General features: G+C 73.5%; 28 protein-coding genes. 14 read left to right on the top strand and 14 right to left on the bottom strand.

Annotated elements, in window-relative coordinates; all coding sequences use genetic code 11:
- Positions 1-60 precede the first annotated feature (60 nt).
- Positions 61-588: a GNAT family protein gene (locus AB0N84_RS13640; RefSeq protein WP_363547196.1), complete on the bottom strand. Its 528-nt coding sequence runs from the start codon at positions 586-588 to the stop codon at positions 61-63.
- Between the two features lie 98 nt (positions 589-686).
- Between AB0N84_RS13640 and AB0N84_RS13635 the strand changes: the two genes are divergently transcribed.
- Positions 687-1,322: a helix-turn-helix domain-containing protein gene (locus AB0N84_RS13635; RefSeq protein ID WP_363547193.1), complete on the top strand. Its 636-nt coding sequence runs from the start codon at positions 687-689 to the stop codon at positions 1,320-1,322.
- 151 nt (positions 1,323-1,473) lie between these two features.
- On the opposite strand, the gene AB0N84_RS13630 is transcribed toward AB0N84_RS13635, so the two are convergent.
- The 8 genes from AB0N84_RS13630 to AB0N84_RS13595 form a co-directional block, all read right to left on the bottom strand.
- Positions 1,474-2,592 carry a glycine betaine ABC transporter substrate-binding protein gene (locus tag AB0N84_RS13630; RefSeq protein ID WP_363547190.1) on the bottom strand — a complete coding sequence of 373 codons (1,119 nt, stop codon included), beginning with the start codon at positions 2,590-2,592 and terminating at the stop codon, positions 1,474-1,476.
- Entirely contained in the window at positions 2,589-3,353 is a 765-nt protein-coding gene (locus AB0N84_RS13625) for an ABC transporter permease (protein ID WP_182045280.1), read from the bottom strand. Before AB0N84_RS13625 ends, AB0N84_RS13630 begins: the two co-directional genes overlap by 4 nt.
- A complete protein-coding gene (locus AB0N84_RS13620; RefSeq protein ID WP_363547187.1) occupies positions 3,350-4,654 on the bottom strand; it encodes an ATP-binding cassette domain-containing protein in 1,305 nt (434 codons plus the stop codon). The genes AB0N84_RS13625 and AB0N84_RS13620 overlap by 4 nt, the downstream gene beginning before the upstream one ends.
- Positions 4,641-5,288: an ABC transporter permease gene (locus tag AB0N84_RS13615; protein WP_069713178.1), complete on the bottom strand. Its 648-nt coding sequence runs from the start codon at positions 5,286-5,288 to the stop codon at positions 4,641-4,643. Before AB0N84_RS13615 ends, AB0N84_RS13620 begins: the two co-directional genes overlap by 14 nt.
- A 205-nt stretch (positions 5,289-5,493) precedes the next feature.
- Positions 5,494-6,183, bottom strand: a complete 690-nt coding sequence (locus AB0N84_RS13610) for a DinB family protein (protein ID WP_363547182.1) — start codon at positions 6,181-6,183, stop codon at positions 5,494-5,496.
- Positions 6,180-6,818 carry a hypothetical protein gene (locus AB0N84_RS13605; protein ID WP_363547179.1) on the bottom strand — a complete coding sequence of 213 codons (639 nt, stop codon included), beginning with the start codon at positions 6,816-6,818 and terminating at the stop codon, positions 6,180-6,182. The genes AB0N84_RS13610 and AB0N84_RS13605 overlap by 4 nt, the downstream gene beginning before the upstream one ends.
- A gap of 58 nt (positions 6,819-6,876) precedes the next feature.
- Positions 6,877-7,755 carry an aminoglycoside phosphotransferase family protein gene (locus AB0N84_RS13600; RefSeq protein ID WP_363547176.1) on the bottom strand — a complete coding sequence of 293 codons (879 nt, stop codon included), beginning with the start codon at positions 7,753-7,755 and terminating at the stop codon, positions 6,877-6,879.
- A gap of 130 nt (positions 7,756-7,885) precedes the next feature.
- Entirely contained in the window at positions 7,886-8,548 is a 663-nt protein-coding gene (locus AB0N84_RS13595) for a ScbR family autoregulator-binding transcription factor (RefSeq protein ID WP_363547173.1), read from the bottom strand.
- Positions 8,549-8,663: 115 nt separating this feature from the next.
- On the opposite strand from AB0N84_RS13595, the gene AB0N84_RS13590 reads away from it, so the two are divergent.
- On the top strand, positions 8,664-9,095 hold the full coding sequence (locus AB0N84_RS13590) for a hypothetical protein (protein WP_363547171.1): 432 nt from the start codon (positions 8,664-8,666) through the stop codon (positions 9,093-9,095).
- 47 nt (positions 9,096-9,142) lie between these two features.
- On the opposite strand, the gene AB0N84_RS13585 is transcribed toward AB0N84_RS13590, so the two are convergent.
- Both AB0N84_RS13585 and AB0N84_RS13580 read right to left on the bottom strand, forming a co-directional pair.
- Positions 9,143-10,300 (bottom strand): SpoIIE family protein phosphatase, encoded by a 1,158-nt coding sequence (locus tag AB0N84_RS13585; protein ID WP_182045275.1) that lies wholly within the window; start codon positions 10,298-10,300, stop codon positions 9,143-9,145.
- Positions 10,297-11,073, bottom strand: coding sequence for a ThuA domain-containing protein (locus AB0N84_RS13580; protein WP_363547167.1), 777 nt, complete (start codon positions 11,071-11,073; stop codon positions 10,297-10,299). The genes AB0N84_RS13585 and AB0N84_RS13580 overlap by 4 nt, the downstream gene beginning before the upstream one ends.
- Before the next feature lie 88 nt (positions 11,074-11,161).
- On the opposite strand from AB0N84_RS13580, the gene AB0N84_RS13575 reads away from it, so the two are divergent.
- Positions 11,162-11,614, top strand: coding sequence for a DUF3817 domain-containing protein (locus AB0N84_RS13575; protein WP_182045273.1), 453 nt, complete (start codon positions 11,162-11,164; stop codon positions 11,612-11,614).
- 225 nt (positions 11,615-11,839) lie between these two features.
- On the opposite strand, the gene AB0N84_RS13570 is transcribed toward AB0N84_RS13575, so the two are convergent.
- Positions 11,840-14,050 carry an NADP-dependent isocitrate dehydrogenase gene (locus tag AB0N84_RS13570; RefSeq protein WP_363547164.1) on the bottom strand — a complete coding sequence of 737 codons (2,211 nt, stop codon included), beginning with the start codon at positions 14,048-14,050 and terminating at the stop codon, positions 11,840-11,842.
- A 145-nt stretch (positions 14,051-14,195) separates the two neighbouring features.
- Positions 14,196-14,684, bottom strand: coding sequence for a hypothetical protein (locus AB0N84_RS13565; protein ID WP_069713170.1), 489 nt, complete (start codon positions 14,682-14,684; stop codon positions 14,196-14,198).
- 162 nt (positions 14,685-14,846) lie between these two features.
- Between AB0N84_RS13565 and AB0N84_RS13560 the strand changes: the two genes are divergently transcribed.
- From AB0N84_RS13560 to uraD, 6 genes are all read left to right on the top strand, one after another.
- Entirely contained in the window at positions 14,847-15,971 is a 1,125-nt protein-coding gene (locus AB0N84_RS13560; protein WP_363547161.1) for a M23 family metallopeptidase, read from the top strand.
- A 139-nt stretch (positions 15,972-16,110) separates the two neighbouring features.
- Entirely contained in the window at positions 16,111-17,409 is a 1,299-nt protein-coding gene (locus AB0N84_RS13555) for a hemolysin family protein (protein ID WP_363547158.1), read from the top strand.
- A 149-nt stretch (positions 17,410-17,558) separates the two neighbouring features.
- On the top strand, positions 17,559-18,464 hold the full coding sequence (locus AB0N84_RS13550; protein WP_182045269.1) for a helix-turn-helix transcriptional regulator: 906 nt from the start codon (positions 17,559-17,561) through the stop codon (positions 18,462-18,464).
- Positions 18,465-18,504: 40 nt separating this feature from the next.
- The gene (locus tag AB0N84_RS13545) at positions 18,505-19,152 is read left to right on the top strand and encodes an SAM-dependent methyltransferase (protein WP_363547154.1); all 648 of its coding nucleotides are present in this window, start codon (positions 18,505-18,507) and stop codon (positions 19,150-19,152) included.
- Positions 19,153-19,365: 213 nt separating this feature from the next.
- The gene (locus tag AB0N84_RS13540; protein ID WP_182045267.1) at positions 19,366-19,848 is read left to right on the top strand and encodes an FBP domain-containing protein; all 483 of its coding nucleotides are present in this window, start codon (positions 19,366-19,368) and stop codon (positions 19,846-19,848) included.
- A gap of 52 nt (positions 19,849-19,900) precedes the next feature.
- Complete coding sequence (gene uraD, locus AB0N84_RS13535; protein ID WP_363547151.1) at positions 19,901-20,698, top strand: 2-oxo-4-hydroxy-4-carboxy-5-ureidoimidazoline decarboxylase; 798 nt, start codon at positions 19,901-19,903, stop codon at positions 20,696-20,698.
- A gap of 167 nt (positions 20,699-20,865) precedes the next feature.
- On the opposite strand, the gene AB0N84_RS13530 is transcribed toward uraD, so the two are convergent.
- Positions 20,866-21,852, bottom strand: coding sequence for an aldo/keto reductase (locus AB0N84_RS13530; RefSeq protein ID WP_363547148.1), 987 nt, complete (start codon positions 21,850-21,852; stop codon positions 20,866-20,868).
- A gap of 95 nt (positions 21,853-21,947) precedes the next feature.
- Between AB0N84_RS13530 and AB0N84_RS13525 the strand changes: the two genes are divergently transcribed.
- The 5 genes from AB0N84_RS13525 to AB0N84_RS13505 all read left to right on the top strand — a co-directional run bounded on the left by AB0N84_RS13525 (position 21,948) and on the right by AB0N84_RS13505 (position 26,104).
- A complete protein-coding gene (locus tag AB0N84_RS13525; RefSeq protein ID WP_182045265.1) occupies positions 21,948-22,181 on the top strand; it encodes a hypothetical protein in 234 nt (77 codons plus the stop codon).
- A 110-nt stretch (positions 22,182-22,291) separates the two neighbouring features.
- Entirely contained in the window at positions 22,292-22,837 is a 546-nt protein-coding gene (locus tag AB0N84_RS13520) for an acyl-CoA thioesterase (RefSeq protein ID WP_289458077.1), read from the top strand.
- Positions 22,838-22,905: 68 nt separating this feature from the next.
- Positions 22,906-24,525, top strand: coding sequence for an FAD-binding protein (locus AB0N84_RS13515; RefSeq protein ID WP_363547143.1), 1,620 nt, complete (start codon positions 22,906-22,908; stop codon positions 24,523-24,525).
- A gap of 27 nt (positions 24,526-24,552) precedes the next feature.
- The gene (locus AB0N84_RS13510) at positions 24,553-25,137 is read left to right on the top strand and encodes a YdeI/OmpD-associated family protein (RefSeq protein WP_363547141.1); all 585 of its coding nucleotides are present in this window, start codon (positions 24,553-24,555) and stop codon (positions 25,135-25,137) included.
- Between the two features lie 85 nt (positions 25,138-25,222).
- Positions 25,223-26,104 carry an aldo/keto reductase gene (locus AB0N84_RS13505; RefSeq protein WP_363547138.1) on the top strand — a complete coding sequence of 294 codons (882 nt, stop codon included), beginning with the start codon at positions 25,223-25,225 and terminating at the stop codon, positions 26,102-26,104.
- The last annotated feature ends 164 nt before the right edge of the window (positions 26,105-26,268 follow it).

The raw sequence follows: 26,268 nt of genomic DNA, 5'->3' as shown, positions 1-26,268 counted from the left end.
AGCAGACCCACTGCGCCGCTCAGACCCGCTGCGCCGAGCAGATCCGCTGCGCCGCGCCGGTCAGAGCACCAGGCCGTAGACCGCGACGTCGACCCGGCGGTCACCGAGCGGCAGCGCGCTGCGGAGCGTCCCCTCGTGCGCGAACCCGAGGCGCTCCGCGAGACGCCGGCTGCGCTCGTTGTCCACCCCGGTCCGGATCTCGACCCGGGCACTCCCCCGCTCGCGGGCGACCTCGACGAGCGCGGCGGCCGCCCGGTGCGCGATCCCCCGCCCCTCCGACCCGGCGTCGACCCAGTACCCGAGCGACGCCTGGCCGAGGTACGGGTCGAGCGCGAGCGAGGCGGACCCGACGATCCGTCCCGCGGAGCGGACGACGCACGGCACCGCCCGGTCCATCGCGTACCGGCCGAGCAGCTGCTCGGTGTGCAGCACCAGGGCCTCGCGGGTCACCGGTCCCCACGCCCACGGCTCGGCCGCGCGGAGCCGCTCGAGGTTCGCCGCGACGAGGTCGTGCACGGCGCCGACGGTGCTGAGGTCGCGCAGCGTGAGCGCGTACCCGTCGCCGAGGTCCCGTCCCGAAGCCGCCACGCGTCCGACACTAGGCACCGGCACGCCCGCACGTCCGGTGCACCCCTGCAAGCTTGCGCACCCTGCAGATCCGGGCCTCCGACAGCTACAGTGACGCCATGTCCGACACCGCGTCCGCACCGGCTCCCGCGCTGGGCCTGCGCGACCGCAAGCGCCTCGAGACGCGCCGCCGCATCGCCCGTGCCGCCCGGTCCCTCGTCCTCGAGCAGGACCTCGAGCGCACGACCATCGAGCAGATCGCCGCGCGCGCGGACGTCTCCCCGCGGACGTTCTTCAACTACTTCGCGAGCAAGGAGGACGCCGTCCTCGGGCACACCGAGGTCGACCTCTCGCCCGAGGCGCTGGACGGCCACCTCGCCGCGGTGTCCGGCCGGCCCGTCGTCGAGGCCGTGGTCGACCTGGCGTTCCTGGTGTTCGGCGAGTCCTTCGGCGACGAGCGCGAGCGCACGGACCGCAAGGAGGTCATCGTGCGCTTCCCGCAGCTCGTGCGACGGCAGGTGGCCCGGATGACGACGGTGGCCGAGGCGATGACCGGCGCTGTCCGGACGATCCTGGCGCGCGACCCGGCGTGGGGGCCCGAGGCGGCGACGCCCGAGGCCGCCGAGATGCTCCTGGGCATGTGCATGACCGGGCTGCGCAGCGCTGCCCGCCACGAGGGCTCCGACCCCGACGAGGTGCGCGCCCGACTCGTGGCGACCATCCGCGACACCGCCACCCGCCTCGACGCAGCCTGACGCGGACCGGCCCGGCGCAGACCGGCGCAACCGGCGACCGCGACGCGACCCCGCGGACGACGGGAGGCGCGGCGCCCACCGGCACCGCGCCTCCCGTCCGGACGCGCCGCAGGGACCGACGACCCGGCGTCCCGACGACCCGACCACCCGCTCAGGGCGCCGTGATGAAGCCCTCGTCGACCATCCAGTCGAACGCGACGTCCGCCGGCTCACGCCCCTCGACGTCCACCTGCCGGTTGAGCTCCTGCAGCACCTCGTCGGTCAACGCCGGCGAGATCTGGTCGTACACGTCGCGGAGTTGCGGGTACTCCTCGAGCGTGGCCGAGTCGATCACCGGCGCGACGTTGTACGCCGGGAAGAAGCCACGGTCGTCCTCGAGGACGGTGAGCCCGAGCGACTTGATGCGCCCGTCGGTGGTGAAGACCTCGCCGAAGTTGCACTTGCCGCGGTCCGTGGCCGTGTAGACCGTCCCGGTGTCGAGGATGCTGACGTTGCTCGTCGGCACGCCGTCCTCCCCCGAGCCACCGAGCTCCAGGCCGTACTTCTCGAGCATCGGCTTGAAGCCGTCCGCACGCGAGTTGAACTCCGACTCGACGCAGAACGTGCGCTGGTCGACCGGGAGCTTCGTGATGTCCGACAGCGTCTGCACGTCGTCGAGCTCGGGGACGGCCTCGTCGCGCACGGCGAAGGCGTACGTGTTGTTCATCGGCGCGGGTTCGAGCCAGGTCAGACCGTTGCCGGCGTCCTCGTCCTTCACCGCCTGCCACTGCTCGGTCTTGTCCGGGATCCCCTGGTCGTGCGCCATGAACGTCAGCCAGGCGGTGCCCGTGTACTCGTACGTCACGTCGGCGCTGTGCGAGGTCATCAGCTCGCGGACGGCGACGGAGCCGGGCACGTTGGTCTCGTCGGTCACGTCGAACCCGGCGGCCTTCGCGGCGAGCACGGCGATCTTCCCGAGCACGAGCTGCTCGGTGAAGTTCTTCGACGTGACGGTCAGGTGGGCGTCGTCCGGCAGGTCGTCGATCCGCTGGATCGAGCCGGGTGCGGCGCCCGGTACGAAGGACGCGGCCGGCTGCAGGCCGCAGCCGGTCAGGACGAGGGCGCTCGCCCCCGCCACGGCGGCTGCGGCGAGCGCGCGGCGACGGACGGACGGACGGGAGGCACGGCTCACGCCCGGCACGTCGGTGCGGCCCGCGGGGCGGTGCGGCCGAACGGCGTGCGGCTGGGCGTCGTGCGGCTGGACGGCGTGCGGCTGGTCGTCGTACGTCATCGGAGTCCCTTCGGTCGTGCGACGGTCTCGACCACGCGGCCGATCCAGTCGATGGTCAGGGCGAGGAGCGCGACGAGGAGCGCCCCGGAGACGAGCACCGCGGGCAGGAACAGGTTCACGCCCGTGGTGATGAGCAGCCCGAGGCCACCCGCACCGACGAAGGTCGCCAGGCTGGCGGTGCCGACGAGCAGGACCAGGGCGGTCCGGATGCCCGAGAGCATGACCGGGACGGCGAGCGGCAGCTCGACCTTCAGCAGGACCGCGAACGCGCTCATGCCCATGCCGCGACCGGCCTCGACGAGCCGGTCGTCGACGCTCTGCACGCCGAGCATGGTGTTCCGCAGCACCGGCAGGATCGCGTAGAGCACGAGGGCGACCACGGCCGACCAGCTGTTCAGCCCGAGCCACGCGGCGAGCAGCACGATGAGCCCGACCGCCGGGGCGGCCTGCCCGAAGTTGGCGACCGCGATGACGGCGGTGCTCGCCCGGCGGAACGGCCCGCGGGTGAGCAGGATGCCGAGCGGGATGCCGATGACGAGCACGAGCACGGTTGCCTGCAGCGTGAGCACGAGGTGCTGCCCGGTCAGGTCGAGGATGCTCGACGGGTTGAGCGTGCTGCGCTCGGTGGCGGAGAGGTCGGCTGTGGCCAGCCACACCGCGAACCCGGCGAGGACGACGAGGATCGCGATCGGCTGGACGAGCAGGCCCTTCCAGGGGGTCCGCTCGCCCGTGGCGGGCCCGGCGACGGCGGCGGTGCTCACCGGTCGTCCTCGGCGGCACCGGTGCGGGCCGCGTGCTCGTCGTTCCGCTCCTCGATCGTGACGGGCGACGACGGCAGCGTCTCGATCGGGTTCGTGTTCGTGCCGACCGGGGCGTACGCCTGGTCGGACGCGGCGGCGGCCCGGGACCGGGTGATCGCGTCCATGACGGTCTCGACGGTGATGACGCCGCGGAACGCCTCACCGCGACCGGTGACCAGCGCGGCACCGGCACTCGAGACGAGCATGGTGTCGAGCGCGTCGTTGAGCGTCGCGGCCTCGCCGACCACGGGCAGGTCGGGCTCGACGCCCTCGGGCACCCGGGTCAGGCGCTCGAGCTGGCGGCGGCTCGGCCAGCCGACGGGGCGCTGGCGGCGGTCGACGACGACGGCGTGCTGGTGGCCGCCGGCCTCGTCCATGCGCTGCAGCACGGCGCGGGTCTCCTCGCCGGCCGAGCACGTGACGGCCGAGGCGAGCTCGACGTCACGCACGCGGTTGAGCGTCAGCTGCTTCAGCCCGGCGCCGGAGCCGATGAAGTTCTCGACGAACTCGTTCGCCGGCTCGGCCAGGATCCGCTCCGGAGTGTCGTACTGCACGATGTGCGCACCCTCGGTGAAGATCACGATCCAGTCGCCGAGCTTCACGGCCTCGTCGAAGTCGTGCGTGACGATGACGATGGTCTTGTGCAGCTCCTCCTGGATCCGGAGGAGCTCGTCCTGCAGGCGCTGCCGGGTGATCGGGTCGACGGCACCGAAGGGCTCGTCCATGAGCAGCACGGGCGGGTCGGCGGCGAGCGCGCGGGCCACGCCGACGCGCTGCTGCTGACCGCCGGACAGCTCCCGCGGGAACCGGTCGCGGTAGGTGTCGGGGTCGAGGGACACCAGGTCGAGGAGCTCGTCGACGCGGGCGGCGATCTTCTCCTTCGACCAGCCGAGCATCTTCGGCACGATCGCGATGTTCGCCGCGACGGTCATGTGCGGGAAGAGCCCGCCCGCCTGGATGACGTAGCCCACGCGGCGACGGAGCTCGTCGCCGTCGATGCTCGTGACGTCCTCGTCGCCGACGACGATGCGGCCCTCGGTGGGCTCGATGAGTCGGTTGATCATCTTCAGCGTGGTGGTCTTGCCGCAGCCGGAGGGACCGACGAGCATGACGACCTTGCCGGCCGGGATCTCCAGCGTGATGCCGTCGACGGCGGGCTTCTGCTGCCCCGGGTAGCGCTTGGTGACCTCGTCGAGCAGGATGCTGCGACCGGTGACGTCGCCCTCGGGTGCGGTGGTGGTGGCGGGGTCAGTGCTGGACACGGATACCTCTCGGGGTGGTCAGGCGGCCGAGGCCGATGAGGAGCAGGTCGAGGACGAGGGCGAGCAGGACGACGCCGACCACGCCGATGACGACGGAGTTCAGGGCGTTCGCGCCGCCGAGCCGGGAGAGCCCGGAGAAGATGAAGCCGCCGAGGCCGGGGCCGAGCGCGTAGGCGGCGATCGCGGCGATGCCCATCACCATCTGCGCCGACACCCGGACGCCGCTGAGGATGATCGGCCACGCCATCGGCAGCTCGACCTGCAGCAGGGTGCGCATCCGGCTCATGCCGATCCCCCGCGCCGACTCGACGACGGTCGGCGGGATCTCGGCGAGGCCGACGACGGCGTTCCGCAGGATCGGCAGCGTCGCGAAGAACACGACCGTGACGACCGACGGCACGACGCCGAAGCCGAGCGGCACGATGAGCAGCCCGATGACCGCGAAGGACGGCAGCGTCAGCCCGATGGCCGACACCCCGTTCGCGATCGACGTGAGCTGCGGACTGCGGTAGACGAGCGTGGCGAGCACCACGGCGATGAGCGTGGCGAGCACGGTGCACTGGACGACCAGCGAGAAGTGCTGCCACGACGAGAACCAGATCTGGTCCCATCGCTCCACGACGTACTGGAGCACGGGTGGGCCCCTTCCTGGTGGGCTGGACGCCCCACAGGACGGGGCACGGACCCGACCGACCGTACGCAGGGCGACCCCCGCTTGTACAACGACAAGGACGCCGAAGCTGCGGATCCTGCGATTCCGCCCAGGAGGAAAGCCCAGGTCACGAGGGCAGCGCCCCGCACTGCCTGGGAGAACGGTAACGATGTCGAGCGGCGGTCGACTACCGGTCGTGCTCGGCCAGCCCCGCCCGCTCGGCGATGTCGACCAGGTGCGCGCGCCAGTCGGCCCACTCGGCGGCGGTCTTGTCGGCGAGGTTGCCGTCCCCGTCGCCGGCCAGGCCGTCGAGCATCTCGCGCACGACGTCGGCGTGCCCCGCGTGCCGCGCGGTCTCGTACGCCAGGTGCACGAGGATCCGGTGCAGCGTCACGTCGCGACGGTCCTCGGGCCACCACGGGACGACCCCGCGGGCGTCGAGGTCGAGCGCCTCGATGGTCGCGTCGGCGTGCGCGGCGCTGCGGTGGTGGAACGCGACGACGTCCGCCGTCGTCTCGTCGAGCGAGGCGTACATGTCCTCGCCGTCCCACGACTCGAGCCACGCGGGCGGGTCGGGCAGCGGACGGTCGAACACGAGCCCGAGGTAGCCCGCCTGCACCCCGGCGACGTGCTTGACGAGCCCGAGCACGTTGGTGCCGGTCGGGGTGAGCGGCCACCGGGCCTGCCGCTCCGCCAGGCCGTCGAGCTTGGCGAGCAGCGCGGCCCGGTGCTTCCGCAGGTAGCGGTGCAGCGTGTCCTTCACCATCGCCGCGTCCGTCGTCGGGGCGGAGCCCTCGTCGGACAGCGCCGACAGGCCACTCGCCGCGATCGACGGCGACGGTGCGGCCGGGGTCACCTGCGGGACGGCGTCGGTCACGTCGTCGGGACCGCCGTCCGCCGCGCCTGGACGCGCGCGGCCTCGTGCACGGCGACGCGCTCCGCGGTGAGGAGCAGCGAGGCCACCTCGGTCGCGGTGCGGTCCGTGCCGTCGTTCCAGCTCGTCAGGTCGCGGACGCGGGCCATCCGGATGTCCGGCGCCGGGCACCAGGCGACTGCCTGCCCCTCGTCGGCCGCGAGGGCGTGCCAGACCAGGTCGAGCGCCCGCTGCACCTGCTGCGAGTGCACGACCTGCGGACCGCCGGCGGCCGAGACCACGGCGCCGACCAGGCACGCTGCCACGAGCGGACGGCCCTGGGCGTCCATCGTCGCGGCGCTCGCGGCCTTCCGCACGCGACCGTGCTCGTCGAGGTAGGCGAACCAGGAGTGCTGGATCCACCCGCGCTCGACCACGCCGCGCGCGTCGGTCAGGAGCCGCTGGAGGTCGTCGAGCTCGTGCAGGTGCGCGACCAGTCGACGGTCGCGGGCGAAGGCCCGACGGGCGGCGAGGCGGTCGAGCAGGCCGCGGACGCCGGCACGCCCGGGAGCGTTGGGACCCCGGCGGTCGGACCGGGTGGACGGGGCGGGGGTGGCGTCGGTGTCGACGTCGTGCGGGGCGTGGAACTCGAGGGTCATCAGGCCCCTCCGATCTCCGGTGCACGGTCAGGTGAGGGAACGATAAGCCCCGGTGCCCTCAGTCGTCCAGCACCGCGTCGATCGCGGCGGCCGCGGTCGTCCGGAACGCGTCGTCGTCGGTGACGGCGAGCGCCGACGCGAGCGACACCGCCCAGCCGCGGGCGCGTGTCCAGGTGGCCGCGTCGGCGGGGACGAGCGCGGCGAACGCGCGCCGTCCCGCACGGTCGAAGGTCAGCCACCGCGTCGCGAGGTCGACCGCCGGGTCACCCGAGGTCACGTCCCCGAAGTCGACCACGGCGGACAGGTGCTCGTCGCCGAGCGGCTGCCGCTGGACGAGCAGGTTGAAGGGGTGCAGGTCGCCGTGCACCCAGACGGGAGGCCCGGTGTGCGTCGGCGCGCCGGCCGCGGTCCGCCAGAGCGCCGCCAGCTCGGCCGCCCGGGGCACGTCGGCCGTCGCCAGTCGCGTCAGCACCGCGTCCGTGCGGGTCGCCAGCGGGACCGCGCGGACCGGGTTCACGGGGGCGTCGGCGGGGGCGGGCACGTGCAGCCGGTCGAGGAACGCCGCGAGCGTCCGCGCCACCGCCTCCCCCTGCGGGCGCTCCCCGGCGGGACGGCCCGGCAGCCAGGGCACGACGCTCCAGGTCCACGGGTACCCGAGCGCCGGTCGGCCGGTGCGGACCGGCTCGGGGACCGCCACCACCCCGCCGACCCGGGCGGCGATGTCCGGCAGCCAGCGCTGTTCGTGGGCGACGAGCCGTGCGGCCGCCGCGCGCCGGGGCAGCCGCACGGCCAGGTCGTCGCCGGCACGGACCACCACGTTGTCCCAGCCGCTCGCGACGACCCGCAGTGGTCGGTCGGCCAGGTCTGGGTGCTGGTCGCGGAGCAGGGCGGCGACGAGGGCCACGTCGACGCGGTGCTCGGCTGCCGGGGTCGCCACGGGCCCAGGGTAGCGGGGTCGCCGGTCCGGGCCGGGCGGTCCCGCGAACTGGGGCTGCTCGCGGAAACGTACTCCGCGGTATCCTCGTGGCACAGCGACGTGGGTGTCCCTGGGGGGACCCGCGTCGCCCTCAGTCGACCGGGTCCCCGGCACCGTCCGCACACGCGGCCGGTCCCGGTGGGTCCGGCACGATGATCGCCACCAGCCGGGGCACCTCAGCGCGTGTCCGTTCCGTCCCGATCGCGCTGAGCAGGACCGTCCAGAGCTCCCGCAGGCGCTCGTACAGGTCGGCGCGGTCGTGCAGCACGTCCGAGATCATCTGGACGCCCGCGACCGCGGGGTTCACCACGCGTCCGACGAGCTCGGGGTCCCACGACGGGTCGACCTCACCCGCGTCCACTGCGCGGCGGATCAGGTCGGCGGTGTGCCCCACCCAGTGGTCGTACGGGTGCTCCCGCGGGATCGCCCGCGCGTTCGGGTCGGCGGTCAGGCGCAGACCGGCGCGCACGACGACCTCGCTGGTCATCTGCGCGGCGACGCCCTGCGACATCCACATGAGCGACTCGAGCGGCGACGCCACCCGGGCGGCAGCCGCCGCGGCGTACCGGCGCGAGACCTCGTCCTGCGCCGCGATCACCGCGCTCGCCGTGTCGGCCTTCGACCGGAAGTGGAAGTAGAGCGCGCCCTTGGTCATCCCGGCCCGCTCGGCGACCCCGTCCATCGACGCCCCGGCGTAGCCGCGCTCGTCGAACTCCGCGGCGGCGGCCTCGATGAGGGCCGCCCGCGTCGCCACCGCCCGATCCTGCCTGCCCCGGCCGTCCTGCGCCATGCCGTCGATCGTAACCAGCGGAGCCGGTCGGAAGGAGGCCCTCAGGGGACCCCCCGCGCGCTGTCGTACCGTGACCGGCATGGACGGATGGCGGAACCCGCGACGCTGGGCCCGGACGGGACGGTGGCTGCTGCTGCCGATCGCGGTGCTCGACTGGGTGGCGCTGACCCCGCAGCCCGTGGTGGTCGTCGCCTTCCTGCTCGCGGTGCTCGGGTTCGCCGGACTCGCCGCGGCCCTGGTCGTCCGGATGCTGCACGGCCCGCGCGGGGCGATGGCCGGGCTCGGCGTGGTGCTGCTGCTCGGCGGTCTCGTCGTGCTCGGGACCGACCCGTTCCCCGGCACGGTCCCGTTCCTCGACCCCTGGTGGCCGTCGGCGGTCACGCAACCGCAGGTGGTCGGCAGCGCGTACTGGAAGACCGCGGGGCTCGGCGTCGAGCTCGCCGGTGTGGCGCTCCTGGCGACCCTGCTCGTGGCGGCGGCCACCGGACGACCGGCACCGCGCGCCCGCTAGCCCGCTGCGTCCGTCAGTCCACAGCGCCCGTCAGTCCGCAGCGCCCGTCAGTCCGCAGCGGGCCGGGTGAGCACGACGACGGTGACGTCCGCGGTCGTCCGGTCGGTGGGGACCAGTGCCCGGACGTGGTCGACCAGGTCGTCGGGGTGCGCCGCGGCGACGGTCGCGAGGCCGTGCGCGTCCCCGACGCCGTCGAGCCCGAGGGTGCCGTCCGTGACGAACACGACGCGGTCGCCGGGCGCGAGGTCGAGGGAGGACACGCTCCGCTGGACCCCGCCGGACCGCAGGCCGAACGGCAGGTCCGTGGACCGCAGCGGGGTGACGGTGCCGCCGGACAGGTGCAGCGCCTCCCCGTGGCCGGCGTCCACCCACTCGGCGTGACCCGACGTCGGGTCGAACCGCAGGTGCAGGAGCGAGCCGACGGCGCCGGCGGTCGACAGGTCGGGGGTGAGCTGGGCCTCCAGGCCGGCGACCGCGTCGCGGAGCGGCAGGTCCGTCCGGGCGACCACGGCCGCGCGGACCGAGGCGGCGAGGAGCGCCGAGGCGCGACCGGCTGCGGTCACCGTGCCGACGGTGACGTGCACCGAGCCGTCGGCGGCGGTGCGCCAGTCGGCGAGGTCGCCGCCGTCCTCGTCCGCCACGACGAGTCCCGTGACCGACGCACCGGGGACGGTGACCGGGTCCGGCACGAGCCCGGCGAGCACCCGCTGGACGCGGCCGCGCTCGATCGAGTACCCGAGCTCCCGCTCCGCCCAGCGGGCGAGGTCGCCGAGGAGCGCGAGGTCCTCGTCGGAGAAGACCCGCGGCTCGGCGTCCATCACGCAGAGGGTGCCCACGCGCGTGCCGTCCGGCATGGTCAGCGGGGCGCCCGCGTAGAACCGGATGCCGTACTCGGTCACCGCTCGCGACTGCGCGAACCGCATGTCGAGCGCGGCGTCCGGGATCACCATCGGCTCGGGGCTCAGCACGGTCGTCGCGCAGAACTGCTCGCTCGCGGGGACGCTCGTGCCCTGCTGGAACCCGAACGTCGACTGTGTGGTGACGAGGTCGTGGTGGACGAGGTTGAGGAAGGTGAGCGGGACGCCGAAGGCCTCGTGGGTCATGCGGGTGATGCGGTCGAAGCGCTCCTCCGGGCCGGAGCCCAGGACCTCGAGCGCCTCGATCACCGCGGTGCGCCTGTCCGCACCGGCGAGATGGTTGGTCACGCCTCCTGTGTACCCGACCCACCGCTGAGGAACCAGTCCCGCGGGTGGGGGTCGGCCGTCAGCTGCCGGCGCTCGGACGTGGGAGCGGCCCAGGCTGCGGCGTTCGCGAGCACCCGCTGGACGTCCGCGTGGTGGTACACCGGGTACTCCTGGTCGCCGGGCGAGAAGTAGAACACCCGGCCGAGACCCCGGCGGTAGGCGACCCCGGAGCGGAAGACCTCGCCGCCGGCGAACGTCGACAGGAAGACCTCCTCGTCCGGGCGCGGGATGTCGAAGTACTCGCCGTACATCTCCTGCCGGTCGATGACGATCGGGTGCGGGACGCCCGCGGCGATCGGGTGCTCGGGTGCGATCGTCCAGACGAGCTCCCGCTCGCCGTCGTTGCGCCACTTCAGGGAGCAGGTGGTGCCCATCAGCCGGGTGAACGGCTTCGAGTAGTGCCCGGAGTGCAGGACGACGAGCCCCATGCCGGCGTGGACGGCCTCGACCACGCGGGTGACCACCTCGTCGGACACGTCCTGGTGCGCCACGTGGCCCCACCAGAACAGCACGTCGGTCGTGGCGAGCCGCTCGGCGGTCAGGCCGTGCTCGGGCTCCTGCAGCGTGGCCGTGGACACGGACGCCCCGGGGTGGTGCTCGCGGAGGGCGGCGGCGATCACGGTGTGCATGCCGTCGGGGTAGTGCCCGAGCACGGTCGCGTCGCCGCGGCTCTCGTGCACGTTCTCGTTCCAGACGACGATGTTCAGGGGACGGCTCTCGGTCGGCGCTGACATGACGACGACGCTACCCGGTGTCAGGTCGAATCGATACGACCGGCCGTGTGTCGGGAGTCTCCCCGGCAGGGTGCGCGACCATGTCGGCATGACTCCCCGATCCCTGTTCCGCGCCGCCGCCGTGGCCGAACTCGTGACCTGGACGCTGCTCATCGCCGGGATGGTGCTGAAGTACGCGCTCGACGCCGGCGACTGGGGCGTGCGCATCGGCGGGAGCATCCACGGCTTCGTGTTCCTGGCCTACCTCGTGGTGACGACGGTCGTCGCGGTGAACCAGCGCTGGTCCGTCGGGGCGCTCGTGCTCGGCTGGGCGAGTGCCGTCGTGCCGTACGCCACGGTGCCGTTCGAGGTCGCGGTCGCCCGGCGCGGCATGCTCGAGGGGCCCTGGCGACGGACCGCCGACGAGCGGTCCGGGGTCTGGGACCGCCTGCTCTTCTTCGTGGTGCGTCGGCCCGGGGTGTCGGCGGCAATCGGGGTCGTGGCGGTCGCGCTGGTGTTCTCGGCGCTGCTGGTCGTCGGTCCGCCGGTCCCGAAGGGCTGACGCGGCAGGCCTCGCACGCGCGGCGCGCGGCCTCCGACCGCCGAGGTTCCACGACTTGCCGCTCAGGTTCGTCGAGGTTCCGCTCGAGCGCTGGATCTGCCTCGAGAGTGCAGAATTCGGGAACCTCGAGTGCGCGGCGGCGGCGGGGCAGGGCGGCGGCACGACGACGGACGGGAGGCGCGGTGCCAGCCGGCACCGCGCCTCCCGTCCGTCGTCGGTGCGCGTCTACAGGGTGGCGAGCGCCTCGTTGAACGTGGCGGACGGCCGCATCACGGCGTTCGTCTTGGCGCTGTCGGGGCGGTAGTAGCCGCCGATGTCGGCGGGCTTCCCCTGCACGGCGACGAGCTCCTGGACGATCGTCTCGCCCTGCTCGTCCAGCGTCGACGCCAGGCTGCGGAAGGCCGTTGCGAGCTCGGCATCCTCGGTCTGCCGGGCGAGCTCGTCGGCCCAGTACTTCGCCAGCCAGAAGTGACTGCCGCGGTTGTCGATCGAGCCGAGCTTGCGACCCGGGGACTTGTCCTCGTCGAGGAACGTGCCCGTGGCGCGGTCGAGCGTGTCCGCGAGGACCTTCGCCCGCGCGTTCCCGGTCACGCCGGCGAGGTGCTCGAAGGACACCGCGAGCGCGAGGAACTCACCGAGGGAGTCCCAGCGCAGGTAGTCCTGCTCGACGAGCTGCTGCACGTGCTTCGGGGCCGAACCGCCGGCACCGGTCTCGAACAGGCCGCCGCCGCCGAGCAGCGGGACGACGGAGAGCATCTTCGCCGAGGTGCCGAGCTCCATGATCGGGAACAGGTCGGTGAGGTAGTCGCGGAGCACGTTGCCCGTGACCGAGATGGTGTCCTCGCCGCGGCGGATGCGCTCGAGCGAGAAGCGCATGGCGTCCTCGGGCGCCATGACCTCGATCTGCAGGCCGTCGGTGTCGTGGTCGCCGAGGTACGTGCGGACGAGCCCGATGAGGTTCGCGTCGTGGGCACGGGTCTCGTCGAGCCAGAACACGGCGGGCGAGCCGGTGGCACGGGCACGGGTGACGGCGAGCTTCACCCAGTCGCGGATCGCGACGTCCTTGGTCTGGCAGGCCCGCCAGATGTCGCCCTGCTCGACGTCGTGCTCGATGACGGTCTCGCCCGAGCTCGTGACGACGCGGACCTTCCCGTCACCCGGGAGCTCGAACGTCTTGTCGTGCGAGCCGTACTCCTCGGCCTTCTGTGCCATGAGTCCGACGTTGGGCACCGAGCCCATGGTCGACGGGTCGAAGGCGCCGTTGGCGCGGCAGTCCTCGATGACGGCCTGGTAGATGCCGGCGTAGCTCGAGTCCGGGATGACCGCGAGGGTGTCGTGCTCCTCGCCGTCCGGGCCCCACATGTGGCCGGAGGTGCGGATCATCGCGGGCATCGAGGCGTCGACGATGACGTCGCTCGGCACGTGCAGGTTCGTGATGCCCTTGTCCGAGTCGACCATGGCGAGCTCGGGGCCGGCGTCGATGCCGTCGGCGAACGCCTGCTTGATCTCGGCACCGTTCGGCACACTGTCGAGCCCGGCGAGGATCGAGCCGAGGCCGTCGTTCGGGTTCAGGCCGGCGGCGGCGAGGTCGGCGCCGAAGCGCTCGAAGACGCTCGGGAAGAACGCGCGGATGACGTGGCCGAAGATGATCGGGTCGGAGACCTTCATCATCGTGGCCTTGAGGTGCACCGAGAACAGCACGCCCTGCTCCTGTGCGGCGGCGATCTGGTCGCGGAGGAACGCCTCGAGCGCACGGACGTGCAGCACGGTGCCGTCGACGACCTCGCCCGCGAGGACGGGGACCGCCTGCTTGAGCACGGTGGTCTCGCCGTCGGCCGCCACGAACTCGATCGTCAGGGTGTCGTCGGCCGGCGCGATCCACGACTGCTCGTTCGAGCGGAAGTCGTCCTTGCCCATCGTCACGACGTTCGTCCCCGAGTCGTGGCTCCAGGCACCCATGCGGTGCGGGTGCTTCTTCGCGTAGTTCTTCACGGAGAGCGGTGCGCGGCGGTCCGAGTTGCCCTCGCGGAGCACCGGGTTCACGGCGCTGCCCTTGGTGCGGTCGTAGCGGGCGCGGACGTCGCGCTCCTCGTCCGTGGTGGGCTCGTCGGGGTAGGCGGGCAGGTCGTAGCCCTGCGCCTGGAGCTCCTTGATCGCGGCCTTGAGCTGCGGGATCGACGCCGAGATGTTCGGCAGCTTGATGATGTTCGCCTCGGGCTGCTTCGCGAGCTCGCCGAGTTCGGCCAGGGCGTCGTCCAGGCGCTGCTCGTCACTGAGCCGCTCCGGGAACTGCGCGATGATCCGGCCGGAGAGCGAGATGTCGCGGGTCTCGACGTCGACCCCCGCGGTGCGTGCGAACGCCTCGACGACCGGCAGGAACGAGTGGGTGGCGAGGAACGGTGCCTCGTCCGTGAGGGTGTAGATGATCTTGGCCATGCTGGCGGGTACTCCCTTGTTCGACCGTCGGTACGTCCACGCTACTCGCGGCGCGGGATGTCTCGACATCAAGATACATGGGCCCTCCGGCGACGGCCAGGCTGCCGGCGACGCGTCGGACGGTGACGCGTCGGACGGTGACACCTCAGACGGTGATGCGGAACACGCGCACGCCGGCGGCACGGAGTCCCGCCGTGCCGAGCCGCGTGCGCATGCTCCGGAACGGACGCTTGAACCCGGACGTGGCGGACGCGATCCCGATCTGGTGCAGGACCTCGGACGTGAGCGTGCGCTCGACCTTCGGCGCGAGGCGGGTCACACCGGACACCGTGACGACGATCCGGACGGCGTGCGGCGCGAGCAGGGGCGCGATGAGCTCGGCCGTCTCCTGCGCGCGGTGGAACGCCGGGTCCTCGCCCGGGCGACGGATGGCGATGACCGCGAGGTCCGCGTCCGCGTGGTCGGCGACCTCGTGCACGTCGTCGACCCCGACGACCCGCATCCGCGACGCGTCGACGCCGGCCCGCACGGCGGACGTCCGGAGCACCGGCAACAGGTCCTGCGTCCCGGCGAGCACGACCTCGGCGGTCGCGAGGTCGATGGGTTCGTGCCGTTCCCGCGGCGTTCGGGCCATGGCGCAGGTCCTTCCGGTCGCTGGACCCAGACACTACCGATCCGTCGCCCAGCGGGTCCGCAGGCAGGGTGACGCGTCAGCGGACTGTCAGCCGTTGTGTAACGAGGAGATCACGGAAAGGCCTGTACAAAGCGACAGACTCGTGCAGAATGGTCTGCGGCCATGACGACGACACACGACACCGACCAGCAGCCGCCGGAGACCCCGGTCGTGCACCTGTCCCGTCGCGCTGCCCTCGAGGCCGAGCGCGCAGCAGCCAGGAAGCCCGCCCGACGCCCCCGCGCTCCCCGCCCCCGCGCTCCCCGCTCCCCGCGCAGCACGGCGGTCCTGCCCGCCACCGCCGCGGCGGTCGCTCCGGACACCGCAGCGACCACCGCAGCCGAGCCGGCACCGGCACCAGCCGAGGCAGCAGCAGCGCCGCAGGTGCTCCCCACGGAGAGCCGGCCCGGTCGACGAGCGACCACGGCGCGCGTGGCCACCGAGCACGTCGATGCCCGCATCACGAAGGTCGTCCGCCGCCGCCCCGCCGCGATCACGACCGCCACCACCGTCCGCGCGCCCCGCACGTCCCGCTCGAACCGCGCGAGCCGCATCACCCTGACGAGCGCCGCCGCCGCCCTGGCCATGTTCGCCGCGTCCGCGATGCCCGCGCACGCCAGCGCCGGCACGTCGACCGCGACCTCCACCCTCGCGCCGCAGGTCCGCACCCAGGACTACGCCGTCACCCAGGCGGTCACGGCGAGCGCCCTCGACCGTGACGACTTCACCGTCAACGAGGCCCAGAAGGTCGTCGTCGCGGCCACCGGCGGCTCGGCCGACGGCGTGGGGGCCGACGGCTCCGTCTCCGCCGGCGGCGAGGTCCGCTCGCCGTTCCCGGGTCCGGTCCGGATGAGCTCCGGCTTCGGCTACCGCGCGGCCCCGTGCGGCGCGTGCTCCTCGCTCCACCAGGGACTCGACTTCAACCCCGGCATGGGCGCTCCCATCGGCGCCGTGGCGGCGGGGACCGTCCGGGTCTCGGGCACGTACTTCTCCTACGGCAACACCGTGATCATCGACCACGTGATCGACGGACGCCGGGTCTCGACCCTGTACGGCCACATGATCCCCGGGTCGTCGCCCCTCCGGGCCGGCGACACCGTGGCGGCCGGGCAGTTCATCGGCAGCGTCGGCTCCTCGGGCGTCTCGACGGGTGCACACCTGCACCTCGAGGTCCTGATGGACGGCGTGACGCCCATCGACCCCGAGGCCTGGCTCGAAGCGCGGATCGGTCGCTCGCTCACCACCTGACCCGGTCGGACGCTCGCCGGATGCCCAGCGCCCGCGCAGCACCGACGCGGCTGCGTCCCAGCCAACCTGTGCACAATCACAGCATGGACGATCACCACAGACCGCCCGCCCGTCGTCGACCCTCGGTGGTGTCCCGCTGATGGACGCCGACACCTGGATCGCCTTCGGGCTCGTCATCCTCTTCGTGCTCGTCGGTGGCGTGTTCGCCGCCGCCGAGATCGCCCTCGTGTCGCTCCGCGAGTCGCAGCTCCAGCAGCTCGAACGCCGTGGCAGCCGCGGGGCCCGGGTCGCTGCCCTCGGTCGTGACCCGAACCGCTTCCTGTCCGCCGTGCAGATCGGTGTGACGGTCGCCGGGTTCTTCTCCGCCGCCTACGGTGCGTCCTCGATCGCGCCGGACGTCGCGCCGCTGCTGTCGGGTCTCGGACTCGACCAGGGTGCCGCCGAGGCCGTGGCCCTCGTGCTCATGACCCTCGTCATCGCGTACCTGTCGCTCGTCTTCGGTGAACTCGTGCCGAAGCGCCTCGCGCTGCAGCGCGCCGAGGGCTTCTCGATGGCGGTCGCCCCGACACTGGACCGCTTCGCGATCGTGATGCGCCCGGTGATCTGGGTGCTGTCGGCGACCACGAACGCCGTGGTCCGGCTGCTCGGCGGCGACCCGAACGCCCGCAGCGAGTCGATGAGCACCGAGGAGCTCCGCGGCCTGGTCGAGGACCACGACGCCATCGACGCGCAGGGCCGCCGCATCGCCCGGAGCGCGCTCGACGCCGGCGACCGGATCCTCCGCGAGTCGATGCGGCCCTGGTACGACGTGTCCACGATCGACGCGTCGGTGTCCATCGCCGAGGCCACGGACCACGCGATCGAGGAGGGGCACACCCGCTACCTCGTCACCGAGGGCTCGCGCGACGACGTCGCCGGCTTCGTGCACCTGCGGGACCTGCTCCGTCCGGCCGACCCGGCCGCGCCCGTGTCGACCCTCGTGCGCCCCGTCCTCGCGATGCCCGAGACGAAGTCCCTGTCGAGCGCGATCGCCGACATGCGGACCGACGGCCACCAGATCGCCCTCGTCGTCGACGAGTACGGCGGCAGCGCCGGCATGGTCACGCTCGAGGCCCTGCTCGAGGACCTGGTCGGCCGCATCCGGGACGAGTACGACCCGCCGGCCGCCGAGTCGGACGGGATCGACGGTGCCACCGTGCTCGAGGACCTGGCCGCGGACGGCGGCCCGCAGCTGCCGGACGGCGACTACGAGACCGTGGGTGGCCTCGTGCAGGTCCACCTCGACCGGGTTCCGGAGGTCGGCGACGTCGTCGACGTCGGCGAGCACCGGCTCGAGGTCACCGAGATGGACGGCCACCGCGTCGCGCGCGTCCGGGTGACGCCCGCTGCTGCGGCGGCTCCGGCCGGACCGGCGCGCGTGGCCCCGCCGGCCGTGTAGCCGGGTCACCGCCGGACGGGAGGCGCGGTGCGGGCGGGCACCGTGCCTCCCGTCCGCGTTCCGGTCACCTCCCACCGCGACGGCCGCGCCGTCCACGGGTACCGCTGGTGCCTGTCGCCGCCCGGGTCCGGCCACGTACGCTCGTGCCCATGGGTATCGACGTGCGCAACGAGATCCGTGACTTCCTGTCCTCGCGGCGGGCGCGGCTCACCCCGGACGAGGTCGGCATGCCGTCCTTCGGCGGAGGGGTGCGTCGCGTGCCGGGCCTGCGTCGGCACGAGGTCGCGATGCTCGCCGGCGTGAGCGTCGACTACTACACGCGACTCGAGCGCGGCTCGCTGAAGGGCGTCTCGGACAGCGTGCTCGAGGGCCTGGCCGGCGCCCTGCAGCTCGACGAGGACGAACGCGTGCACCTGTTCGACCTCGCCCGGCTGGCGAACGCCGGGGTCAAGGTCATGCACCGGAACGTCCCGACCCGGGTGCGTCCGGGCGTGCAGCGCCTGCTCGACGCGATCACCGGCGCCCCCGCGTGGGTGCGCAACGAACGCGGCGACGTCGTCGCGACGAACGAACTGGGCCGCGCGCTGTACGCGCCGATGTTCGCGGGCCCCGGCCGACCGGTGAACACCGCACGGTTCACCTTCCTCGACCCAGCGGCCCGCGACTTCTTCCCGGACTGGGCGGCCACGGCGCGCGAGGCCGTCGCCGTGCTGCGGGCCGCCGCGGTGGCGAACCCCTGCGAGCCGGGCCTGGTCACGCTCGTCGGCGAGTTGTCGACGCGGAGCGAGGAGTTCCGGTCCTGGTGGGCAGCGCACGACGTGCGGATGCACCGACGGGGCGGCAAGCGGATCGCACACCCGATAGTCGGCGAACTGCAGCTCGACTTCGAGGCGCTCGAGCTCGTCGCGGACCCCGGTCTGACGATGTTCACGTACTCGGCGGAGCCGGGCAGCGAGTCCGAGCGGTCGCTGGCGCTGCTGGGGACCTGGGCCGCGACGGAACGGTCCGAGCGGCTCGCCGCCGTGCGCGCGGGCGACGCCGAGCAGGCCGACTGAGCGTCGGGTCCCGCGCAGGCAGCGTTCGTAGGGTGAGCGCGTGACGAGCACCGCGGACACCGACGCCGAGGCGGCCGCGCTGCGACGGCACCGCCGCCCGGAGCCGACGTTCGTCCGCGCGGTCGCGAAGGCCCTCGGTGACGCCCGCACCGTGCGCGAGGTCCGAGGGGGCCCGGTCTCGTACGTGCCCGCGGACCGCGAGCTCGTCGCCGACGGGGGTGCCGATGCCACGCTGCTGACCTTCCCGGCCGAGGACACGCTCGCCGCACTCGCGCTGCCCACCGGTGGCCGTGTCGTGGTGCTCGCGCGCGACCCGGACCGCCTCCGTGCCGGGTGGCTCGCCGAGTACGCGCCCGACGTGGTCGCCGCCGAGGCCGCCACGCTGCCGACGATCGACCGGCTGGTGACGCTCGTCGGGCCGTCCGTCGACGTCGTGCGCCTGCCGGTGCCGTTCACGTGCGTGGACGGCTTCGGTGAGGGCTACTACGCGCGGCCGGAACGGCTCCTCGACGCCGACGTCCGGGCCGCCGACCCCGCGTGGAGCCTGGTCGACGACCTGACCGCTCGCCGATCGATCGCCGCCCTGCGGAACGCGCTCACGTCGGGCGAGTGGGACGCGCGCCACGGTGCGCTCCGTCGGCAGCCCGCGCTCGACGGGTCGGTCGTCCTGCTGCGGCCTGGCGCTTGACCGGGCTGCCGGAACGACACGCCCGGCTTGACACGCCGTCGTACGCTGGACACGTGAGTCAGCAGGAGGTGGTCGGCGCCCGGAGCGCCGGCATCAGGGCGTGACGCCCCCGGCTGTGCCGTCCGGCACGGCCGCCGTCGTCGAACCCTGACCACCCACCCCTCGGCCCGCGCGGCGCACTCGCGCCCGGGCCCCGTCGAGAGCGACCACACCGTGCTGCCCATCAGCGAGAAGACCATCCGTTCCTCCTTCGTCAACGCCTCCCGCAAGGAGGTCACCGACCTCACCCTGCCCGCCGACCTCGACTCCCTCGACTGGGAGGCGCTCGACTTCCTCGGCTGGCGCGACCCGAAGACCCCCCGGCGTTCGTACGCGGTCGTGCCCACGCTCGAGGGCGACCTCGTCGGCGTGCTGTTCCGGCAGGCCGAGGCGTCGCCGCGGTCACGGGCGCAGTGCTCGTGGTGCCAGGACGTCACGCTGCCGAACGACGTCGTGTTCTCCGCCGCGAAGCGCTCGGGCAAGGCCGGTCGGAACGGGAACACCGTCGGGACACTGGTCTGCCAGGACTTCGAGTGCTCCCGGAACGTCCGGCGCCCGGTGCCGCCGGCGTACGAGGGGTTCGACGTCGAGGCCGCCCGCCTGCGCCGGATCGAGGACCTGCAGCTGCGCGCGGCGTCCTTCGTCACCGAGCTGTGACGCCCGGGCACCCGAAACGCCCGCGTAACGCGGTCTGCCTAGGGTGAGGCGCGTGGACCTCAGCGACTTCGACTCCGCCCCCGCCGCCGACGCCCGGACGACCGCCCTGGGGTGGGCAGCGGTCCCCGCGTGGGCCGACGCCCTCGTGGCCGGACGCCCGTACCGGTCGGTCCCGACGCTCGTCGCGGCGGCGACCGAGGCGGCGGCAGCGTGGACCGCGACGGACCTCGACACCGCGCTCGCCGAGCACCCCCGCATCGGCGAGCGCACCACCGAGCCGACGTCCGCCCGTGAGCAGGGGGCGATGGCCACGGCGCAGGACGACGTCGCGGCGGCGATCGCACGCGGGAACGCCGCGTACGAGGAGCGGTTCGGCCGGGTCTTCCTCGTGCGTGCTGCCGGTCGGACGCCGGAGGAGCTCCTCGCCGAACTCGAACGGCGGCTCGCCGGGGACCCGGAACCCGAGGTCGCCGAGGCCACCGCCGCCCTCGCCGACATCGCCGTGCACCGCATCCGGGCGACCTTCGGCATCCCGCACCTCACCACGCACGTGCTCGACGCCCGGACCGGCACCCCGGCCGCAGGTGTCGCGCTGACGCTGCGGACGGCCGAGGGCGAGGTCCTGGCGACCGGCGAGACCGACGCGGACGGCCGCGCCGGGCTCGGTCCGGACGTGCTGCCGCGGGGTGACCTGGAGCTGCGGTTCGACACGGGCGCCCACCACCGTGCGACCGGTGTCCCGTCGTTCCACCCGTACGTCGTCGTGGCGTTCACGGTGACCGGGACCGACCACCTGCACGTGCCGCTGCTCCTCAGCCCCTTCGCCTACAGCACCTACCGCGGGAGCTGACCAGGCGGTCGGCCGGCGGCCGAGCCTCGCCCAGGCGGACACGTTCGCGGTCCAGGTGCCGCGAACATGTCCGCGGAGCCGAGTCTCGCGGGAGCGGCCGGCGGCGGGGACGGACGGGAGGCCCGTGGCGGGGTCGCCACGGGCCTCCCGTCCGCCTCCTGGTCGCGTCAGCGACCGATGGACGACATGTCGGGGTAGCGGTCGCCGGTCGGGACGGGCAGTGCCGACAGGCGCGCGAGCTGGTCTGCGGAGAGCGAGACGTCGGCTGCGCCGACGTTCTCCTCGAGCCGCGAGACCCGCTTCGTCCCGGGGATCGGGACGACGTCGTCGCCCTGCGCGAGCAGCCAGGCGAGCGCGACCTGCCCCGGCTTCGCGCCGACCTCGTCCGCGATCTCCTTGACGGCGTCGACGATCCGCATGTTCTCCGCGAAGGCCTCCTGCTGGAAGCGGGGGTTCTGCTTCCGGAAGTCGTCGTCGTCCAGGTCGGACGGCTTCGTGATGGCCCCGGTGAGGAAGCCGCGGCCGAGCGGGGAGTAGGGCACCAGGCCGATCCCGAGCTCGCGGAGGGTGTCGAGCACGTCGCCCTCGGGGTCGCGCGTCCACAGCGAGTACTCGCTCTGCAGCGCGGTGATGGGGTGCACGGCGTGGGCCTTGCGGATGGTGGCCGCCGACGCCTCGGACAGGCCGATGTGCCGGATCTTGCCCTCCTGCACGAAGCCGGCGAGCTGGCCGACGACGTCCTCGATCGGGACGTCCGGGTCGACGCGGTGCTGGTAGTAGAGGTCGATGTGGTCCGTGCCGAGGCGGCGGAGCGATCCCTCGAGGGCCTCGCGGACGGACTCCGGGGCGCTCGAGATGCCGCGCTGCTGGGTCGGCGTCTCCTCGCCGGCCTCGTGCCGGTAGAGGCCGAACTTCGTGGCGACGACGACCTGGTCGCGGCGGTCGCCCAGGGCACGGCGGAGGAGGTCCTCGTTCGTGTACGGGCCGTAGGCCTCGGCGGTGTCGAAGAGGGTGACGCCGAGGTCGATCGCGCGGTGGATCGTGCGGATCGACTCGTCGTCGTCGGAGCCGGCGCCCGAGTAGAAGGCGCTCATGCCCATGGTGCCGAGGCCGATCGGACCGACCTCGAGGTCTGCGAGCTTGCGTGTCTGCATGGTGCCGGTCTACTCCCGGCGACTCCTCGCCAGGGGGGTACCACCACGGCTACGCTGTCAGGACGGACAGGGGGTCCGTGCGGAAGGGGAACGCCGTGATCGTCTTCGTGATCGTCATCGCCGTCGTGGTGGTCATCGCCGCCCTGCTCGTGGTGCTCGAGGTGCAGAACGTCCGACGCCGCCGGGCGCTGTCGCACCTTGAGCCCGTCGACCCGCGCGTCGGCGAGCGCGCGATGACCGAGGCATCGGCCGCCCACGCGGTCACCGAGGGGACGGCCAAGGCCGCACACCCGGGGATCACCGGCGGCGCCGGCGGACCGCTGGGCTGACCGCGGCCGGTTGGAGGGTCGGGTGCACCGTGTTGCACTCGGCACCGTGACGCTCGTCCGCTTCCTCCAACGGGCTCGACGGCGGGGCCGGCTCCTGGTGGGATCGGCACGTGAACCTGTACCTCCGGCTGTTCCTGCTCGCCGTGCGTGTCCGACTGGCCGGCGCGCGACCAGGACGGCGACCCTCGCTGTGGGGCGAGGCGCGCACGCCGTTCCGCGTCGTGCCGACGGACCTCGACACCCTGCGCCACGTCAACAACGGCAAGTACCTGGCGATGCTCGACCTGGGGCGGTACGACCTGCTCTTCCGGTCCGGCTTCTGGCAGGAGGCAGCGCGACGGGGCTGGTACGCGGTCGTCGCCGCGCAGACCATCACGTACAAGCGGTCCCTGACGCTCGGTCAGCGGTTCACGCTGCACACGCGGGTGCTCGGCGTCGACGAGCGTGCGGTGTACATGGAGCAGACGTTCGTGCGCCACGGCGCCGTCGTCGCCCGGGCGGTCGTGCAGGCGCGGTTCCTCCGCCGGACCGGCGGCGCGGTCACGCCGGACGAGCTCGTCGCCGCGACGGGCGGCACCACGCGGGACCTCACCCTGCCCGCGTGGGTGCACGCATGGGCCGACGCCGTGCGGATCAGCAGCAGCGAGGTGCGCTGACCGGTCGGCCACGCCGTGTCCTCCGCGCGGACGATGGCCGGCGCGCGGCGGAGGCGTAGACAGGTCGCGTGCAGCAGGAGCGACCACGCGACGACGGACCGCGCGACGACGACCGAGACGAGCGCGACGACCGGAGCCGGCGGGCGACGCGCCGGACGGTGCTCGCCGGCGGGATCGGCCTCGGCGTCGCCGGGGTGCTCGCCGCCTGTTCCCGGCCCGGTCCCGCTCCGTCCGGCAGCCCGAGGCCGTCCGGGCCCGGATCGGCCGCACCCTCCACCGGCACCGGTACCCCGTCGCCCTCGCCGACCCCAGGCGGCCCGGACTCCTGGGACGCCCTCGCCGCCGTCGTCACCGGCACCCTGCTCCGGTCGGGGTCGTCCGGCTGGGACGCCGCCCGCGTGCTGCAGAACCCCCGCTACGACGATGCCGACCCGCAGGCCGTGCTGCGCGTCGCGGGCGTCGGTGACGTGCAGGCAGCCCTGGCGTTCGCCCGGAACACCCGCACACCGGTCGCGCTGCGCTCCGGCGGGCACTCCTACACCGGGTGGTCGGCGGGCGGTGCACCGGGCACCGACGTCCCCCGGTCGCTGGTGATCAGCACGCAGGACCTCGACGACGTCCGCGTCGACGGCGACACCGCGACGATCGGCCCGGGCGCCCGGCTGGCGGACGTCTACGCGACCCTGGCCCGTGCCGGACGGGCGATCGGCTCCGGCTCGTGCCCGACGGTCGGCATCGGCGGACTCACGCTCGGCGGCGGTGTCGGCGTGCTCGTCCGGTCCACCGGCCTCACCTGCGACCAGCTGACCGGCGTCACGCTCGTCACCCCGGACGGCCGGGTGCACGAGGTGTCGGCGACGGCGGAGCCCGACCTGTTCTGGGCCTGCCGCGGCGGCGGCGGCGGGACGGTCGGCGTCGTCACCTCGATGACCTTCCGGACGCAGCCCGCGCCACCGGTGCTGCTGTTCAGCATCGTGTTCCCGTGGTCCGCCGCGGCCGCGGTGGTGCGGGCCTGGCAGGACTGGGCGCCGGTCGCGGACCGCCGGCTCTGGTCGACCCTGAAACTGCTGAACGGGACGCGGCACAGCGCACCGACGGTCACCGTCACCGGCGTCTGGACGGGGCCGGAGCGCGGCGCCGACGCATCCGTCGACGCGTTCGTCGCAGCGACCGGTGCGACGCCGACGTCCCACACCGCCGACGAGCTGACGTACGGCGCTGCCGTGGTCCGCCTCGCCGGGACACCCCAGCGGGTGTCCGAGGCGGCCACCTCGTCGATCGGGACGCGGAAGCTCACCGGGGCGGAGATCGCGGTCCTCGTCCGCCAGGCGGCCGCCGCGGGGGACGTCGCGGGCAACCGGGAGGGCGGCGTCGCCCTCGACGCCCTCGGCGGTGCCGTCGCCGACGTCGGACGCACCGACTCGGCCTTCCCCTGGCGGAACGCACTGATGACCGCGCAGTACACCGCGGTGTTCGCCGACGGCGCGGACCCCGCCCCCTTCGACGCCTACGTCCGCGGGTTCCGGCAGGCCATGGAGCCGGCCTGGGGGACGGGTGCCTACGCCAACTACTGCGACGCGGCGATCACCGACCCGGCGGCGTACTTCGACGTGAACACCTCGCGCCTGCACCGCATCGCCGAGCAGGCAGATCCCGACGGACTGCTCGACCAGCCCCACTGGGTCTGAGCCGGACCGCCGTCCTACGATGACGGCATGGACGACGAGGACCTCGTGCTGCCGGACGCCGCCGCGTGGCGCAGGTGGCTCGACGCGCACGAGGACGACCCGGACGGCGTCTGGCTCGTCCTCGCGAAGAAGGGCACCACGGAGCCGACGACGCTGACGTACGACCAGGCCCTCGACGAGGCACTGTGCTCCGGGTGGATCGACGGCCAGAAGCGCGGTCGCGACACCGCGACGTTCCGCCAGCGGTTCACCCCGCGCCGCCGGGCGTCGCTCTGGTCCGAGCGGAACGTCGGCCTCGTCGCGGCACTCGAGGACGCCGGGCGCATGCGGGACCGTGGCCGTGCCGAGGTCGACCGCGCGCGGGCCGACGGTCGGTGGGACCGCGCGTACGCCGGTGCCGCGTCCGTCGTCGTGCCCGACGACCTCCGGGCCGCCCTCGACGCGTCGCCGGCCGCCGCCGCCCTGTTCGCCGACCTCGACGGCACGAACCGGTACGCCGTGCTGCACCGGGTGGTGACCGCTCCGAGCGACACCGCCCGGGCGAACCGGATCGCGAAGCTCGTCGCCGGCCTGGCCGTCGGCGACACCCCGTACCCCCGCCCGACGCGGTAGGGCCGTCGCCGGTTGCCGCTGGTCGGCGGCGACCAGGGGGACACCGACCCAGGAACGGGACACGGCACGGGCGTAGACCGGGTCCATGACCACTGGTACCGACACCACGAACCGTCCTGCCGCCGCATCGGGCACGTTCCGCATCGGCGGCGACCTCGAGGTCCACCGCCTCGGCTACGGCACCATGCAGCTCACCGGCCCGGGCGTCTGGGGGCCGCCGAAGGACCACGACGAGGCCGTCCGCGTGCTCAAGCGCGCCGTCGAGCTCGGCGTCGACTTCTTCGACACCGCCGACTCCTACGGCCCGTACGTCGCCGAGGAACTCCTCCGCGAGGCGCTGCACCCCTACGGCGACGACATCGTCATCGCCACCAAGGCCGGCCTCACCCGTACCGGCCCGAACGAGTGGCCGCCGGTCGGCCGCCCGGAGTACCTCCGCCAGGAGGCCGAGATGAGCCTCCGCCGCCTCGGCCTCGAGCGCATCGACCTGTTCCAGCTGCACCGCATCGACCCGAAGGTCCCGCTCGAGGACCAGATCGGCGAGCTGAAGAAGCTGCAGGACGAGGGCAAGATCCGCCACATCGGTCTGTCCGAGGTGTCCGTCGACGACGTGAAGGCCGCGCAGCAGCACGCCGAGATCGTCACCGTCCAGAACCTCTACAACCTGACCGACCGTTCGGCCGAGGAGCTCCTCGACTGGTCCGAGGAGCAGGGCATCGGCTTCATCCCCTGGTTCCCCCTCGCCACGGGTGGGCTGACCGGCACGGACTCGCCGCTCACCGAGCTCGCGGAGGAGAAGGACGCCACGCCGGCGCAGGTCGCGCTCGCGTGGCTGCTCAAGCGCTCGCCCGTGATGCTGCCGATCCCGGGGACCTCGAGCGTCGACCACCTCGAGGACAACCTGCAGGGCGCGACCATCGAACTGACGGACGCGGAGTTCGAGGAGCTGTCGAAGCTGGGCGAGTAGTCCCCACCACTCGACGGACGGGAGGCGCTACGCCTGGGTGATCTGGCGGATGACGCTCACGCCGCAGGTCTTCACCCCCGCCGACCACCCCTGGGCGTGCTCGGCCTGCTCCGCGGTGAGCCGGGTCACGGCCCCGCAGTTGACGCACTCGTTCCGGTAGGAGC

This window comes from Curtobacterium sp. NPDC089185 (assembly GCF_040685235.1).
Lineage (GTDB): Bacteria > Actinomycetota > Actinomycetes > Actinomycetales > Microbacteriaceae > Curtobacterium > Curtobacterium citri.
The sequence above is the reverse complement of the archived record's forward strand: the minus strand, read 5'-3'. Positions and strand labels throughout refer to the sequence as shown.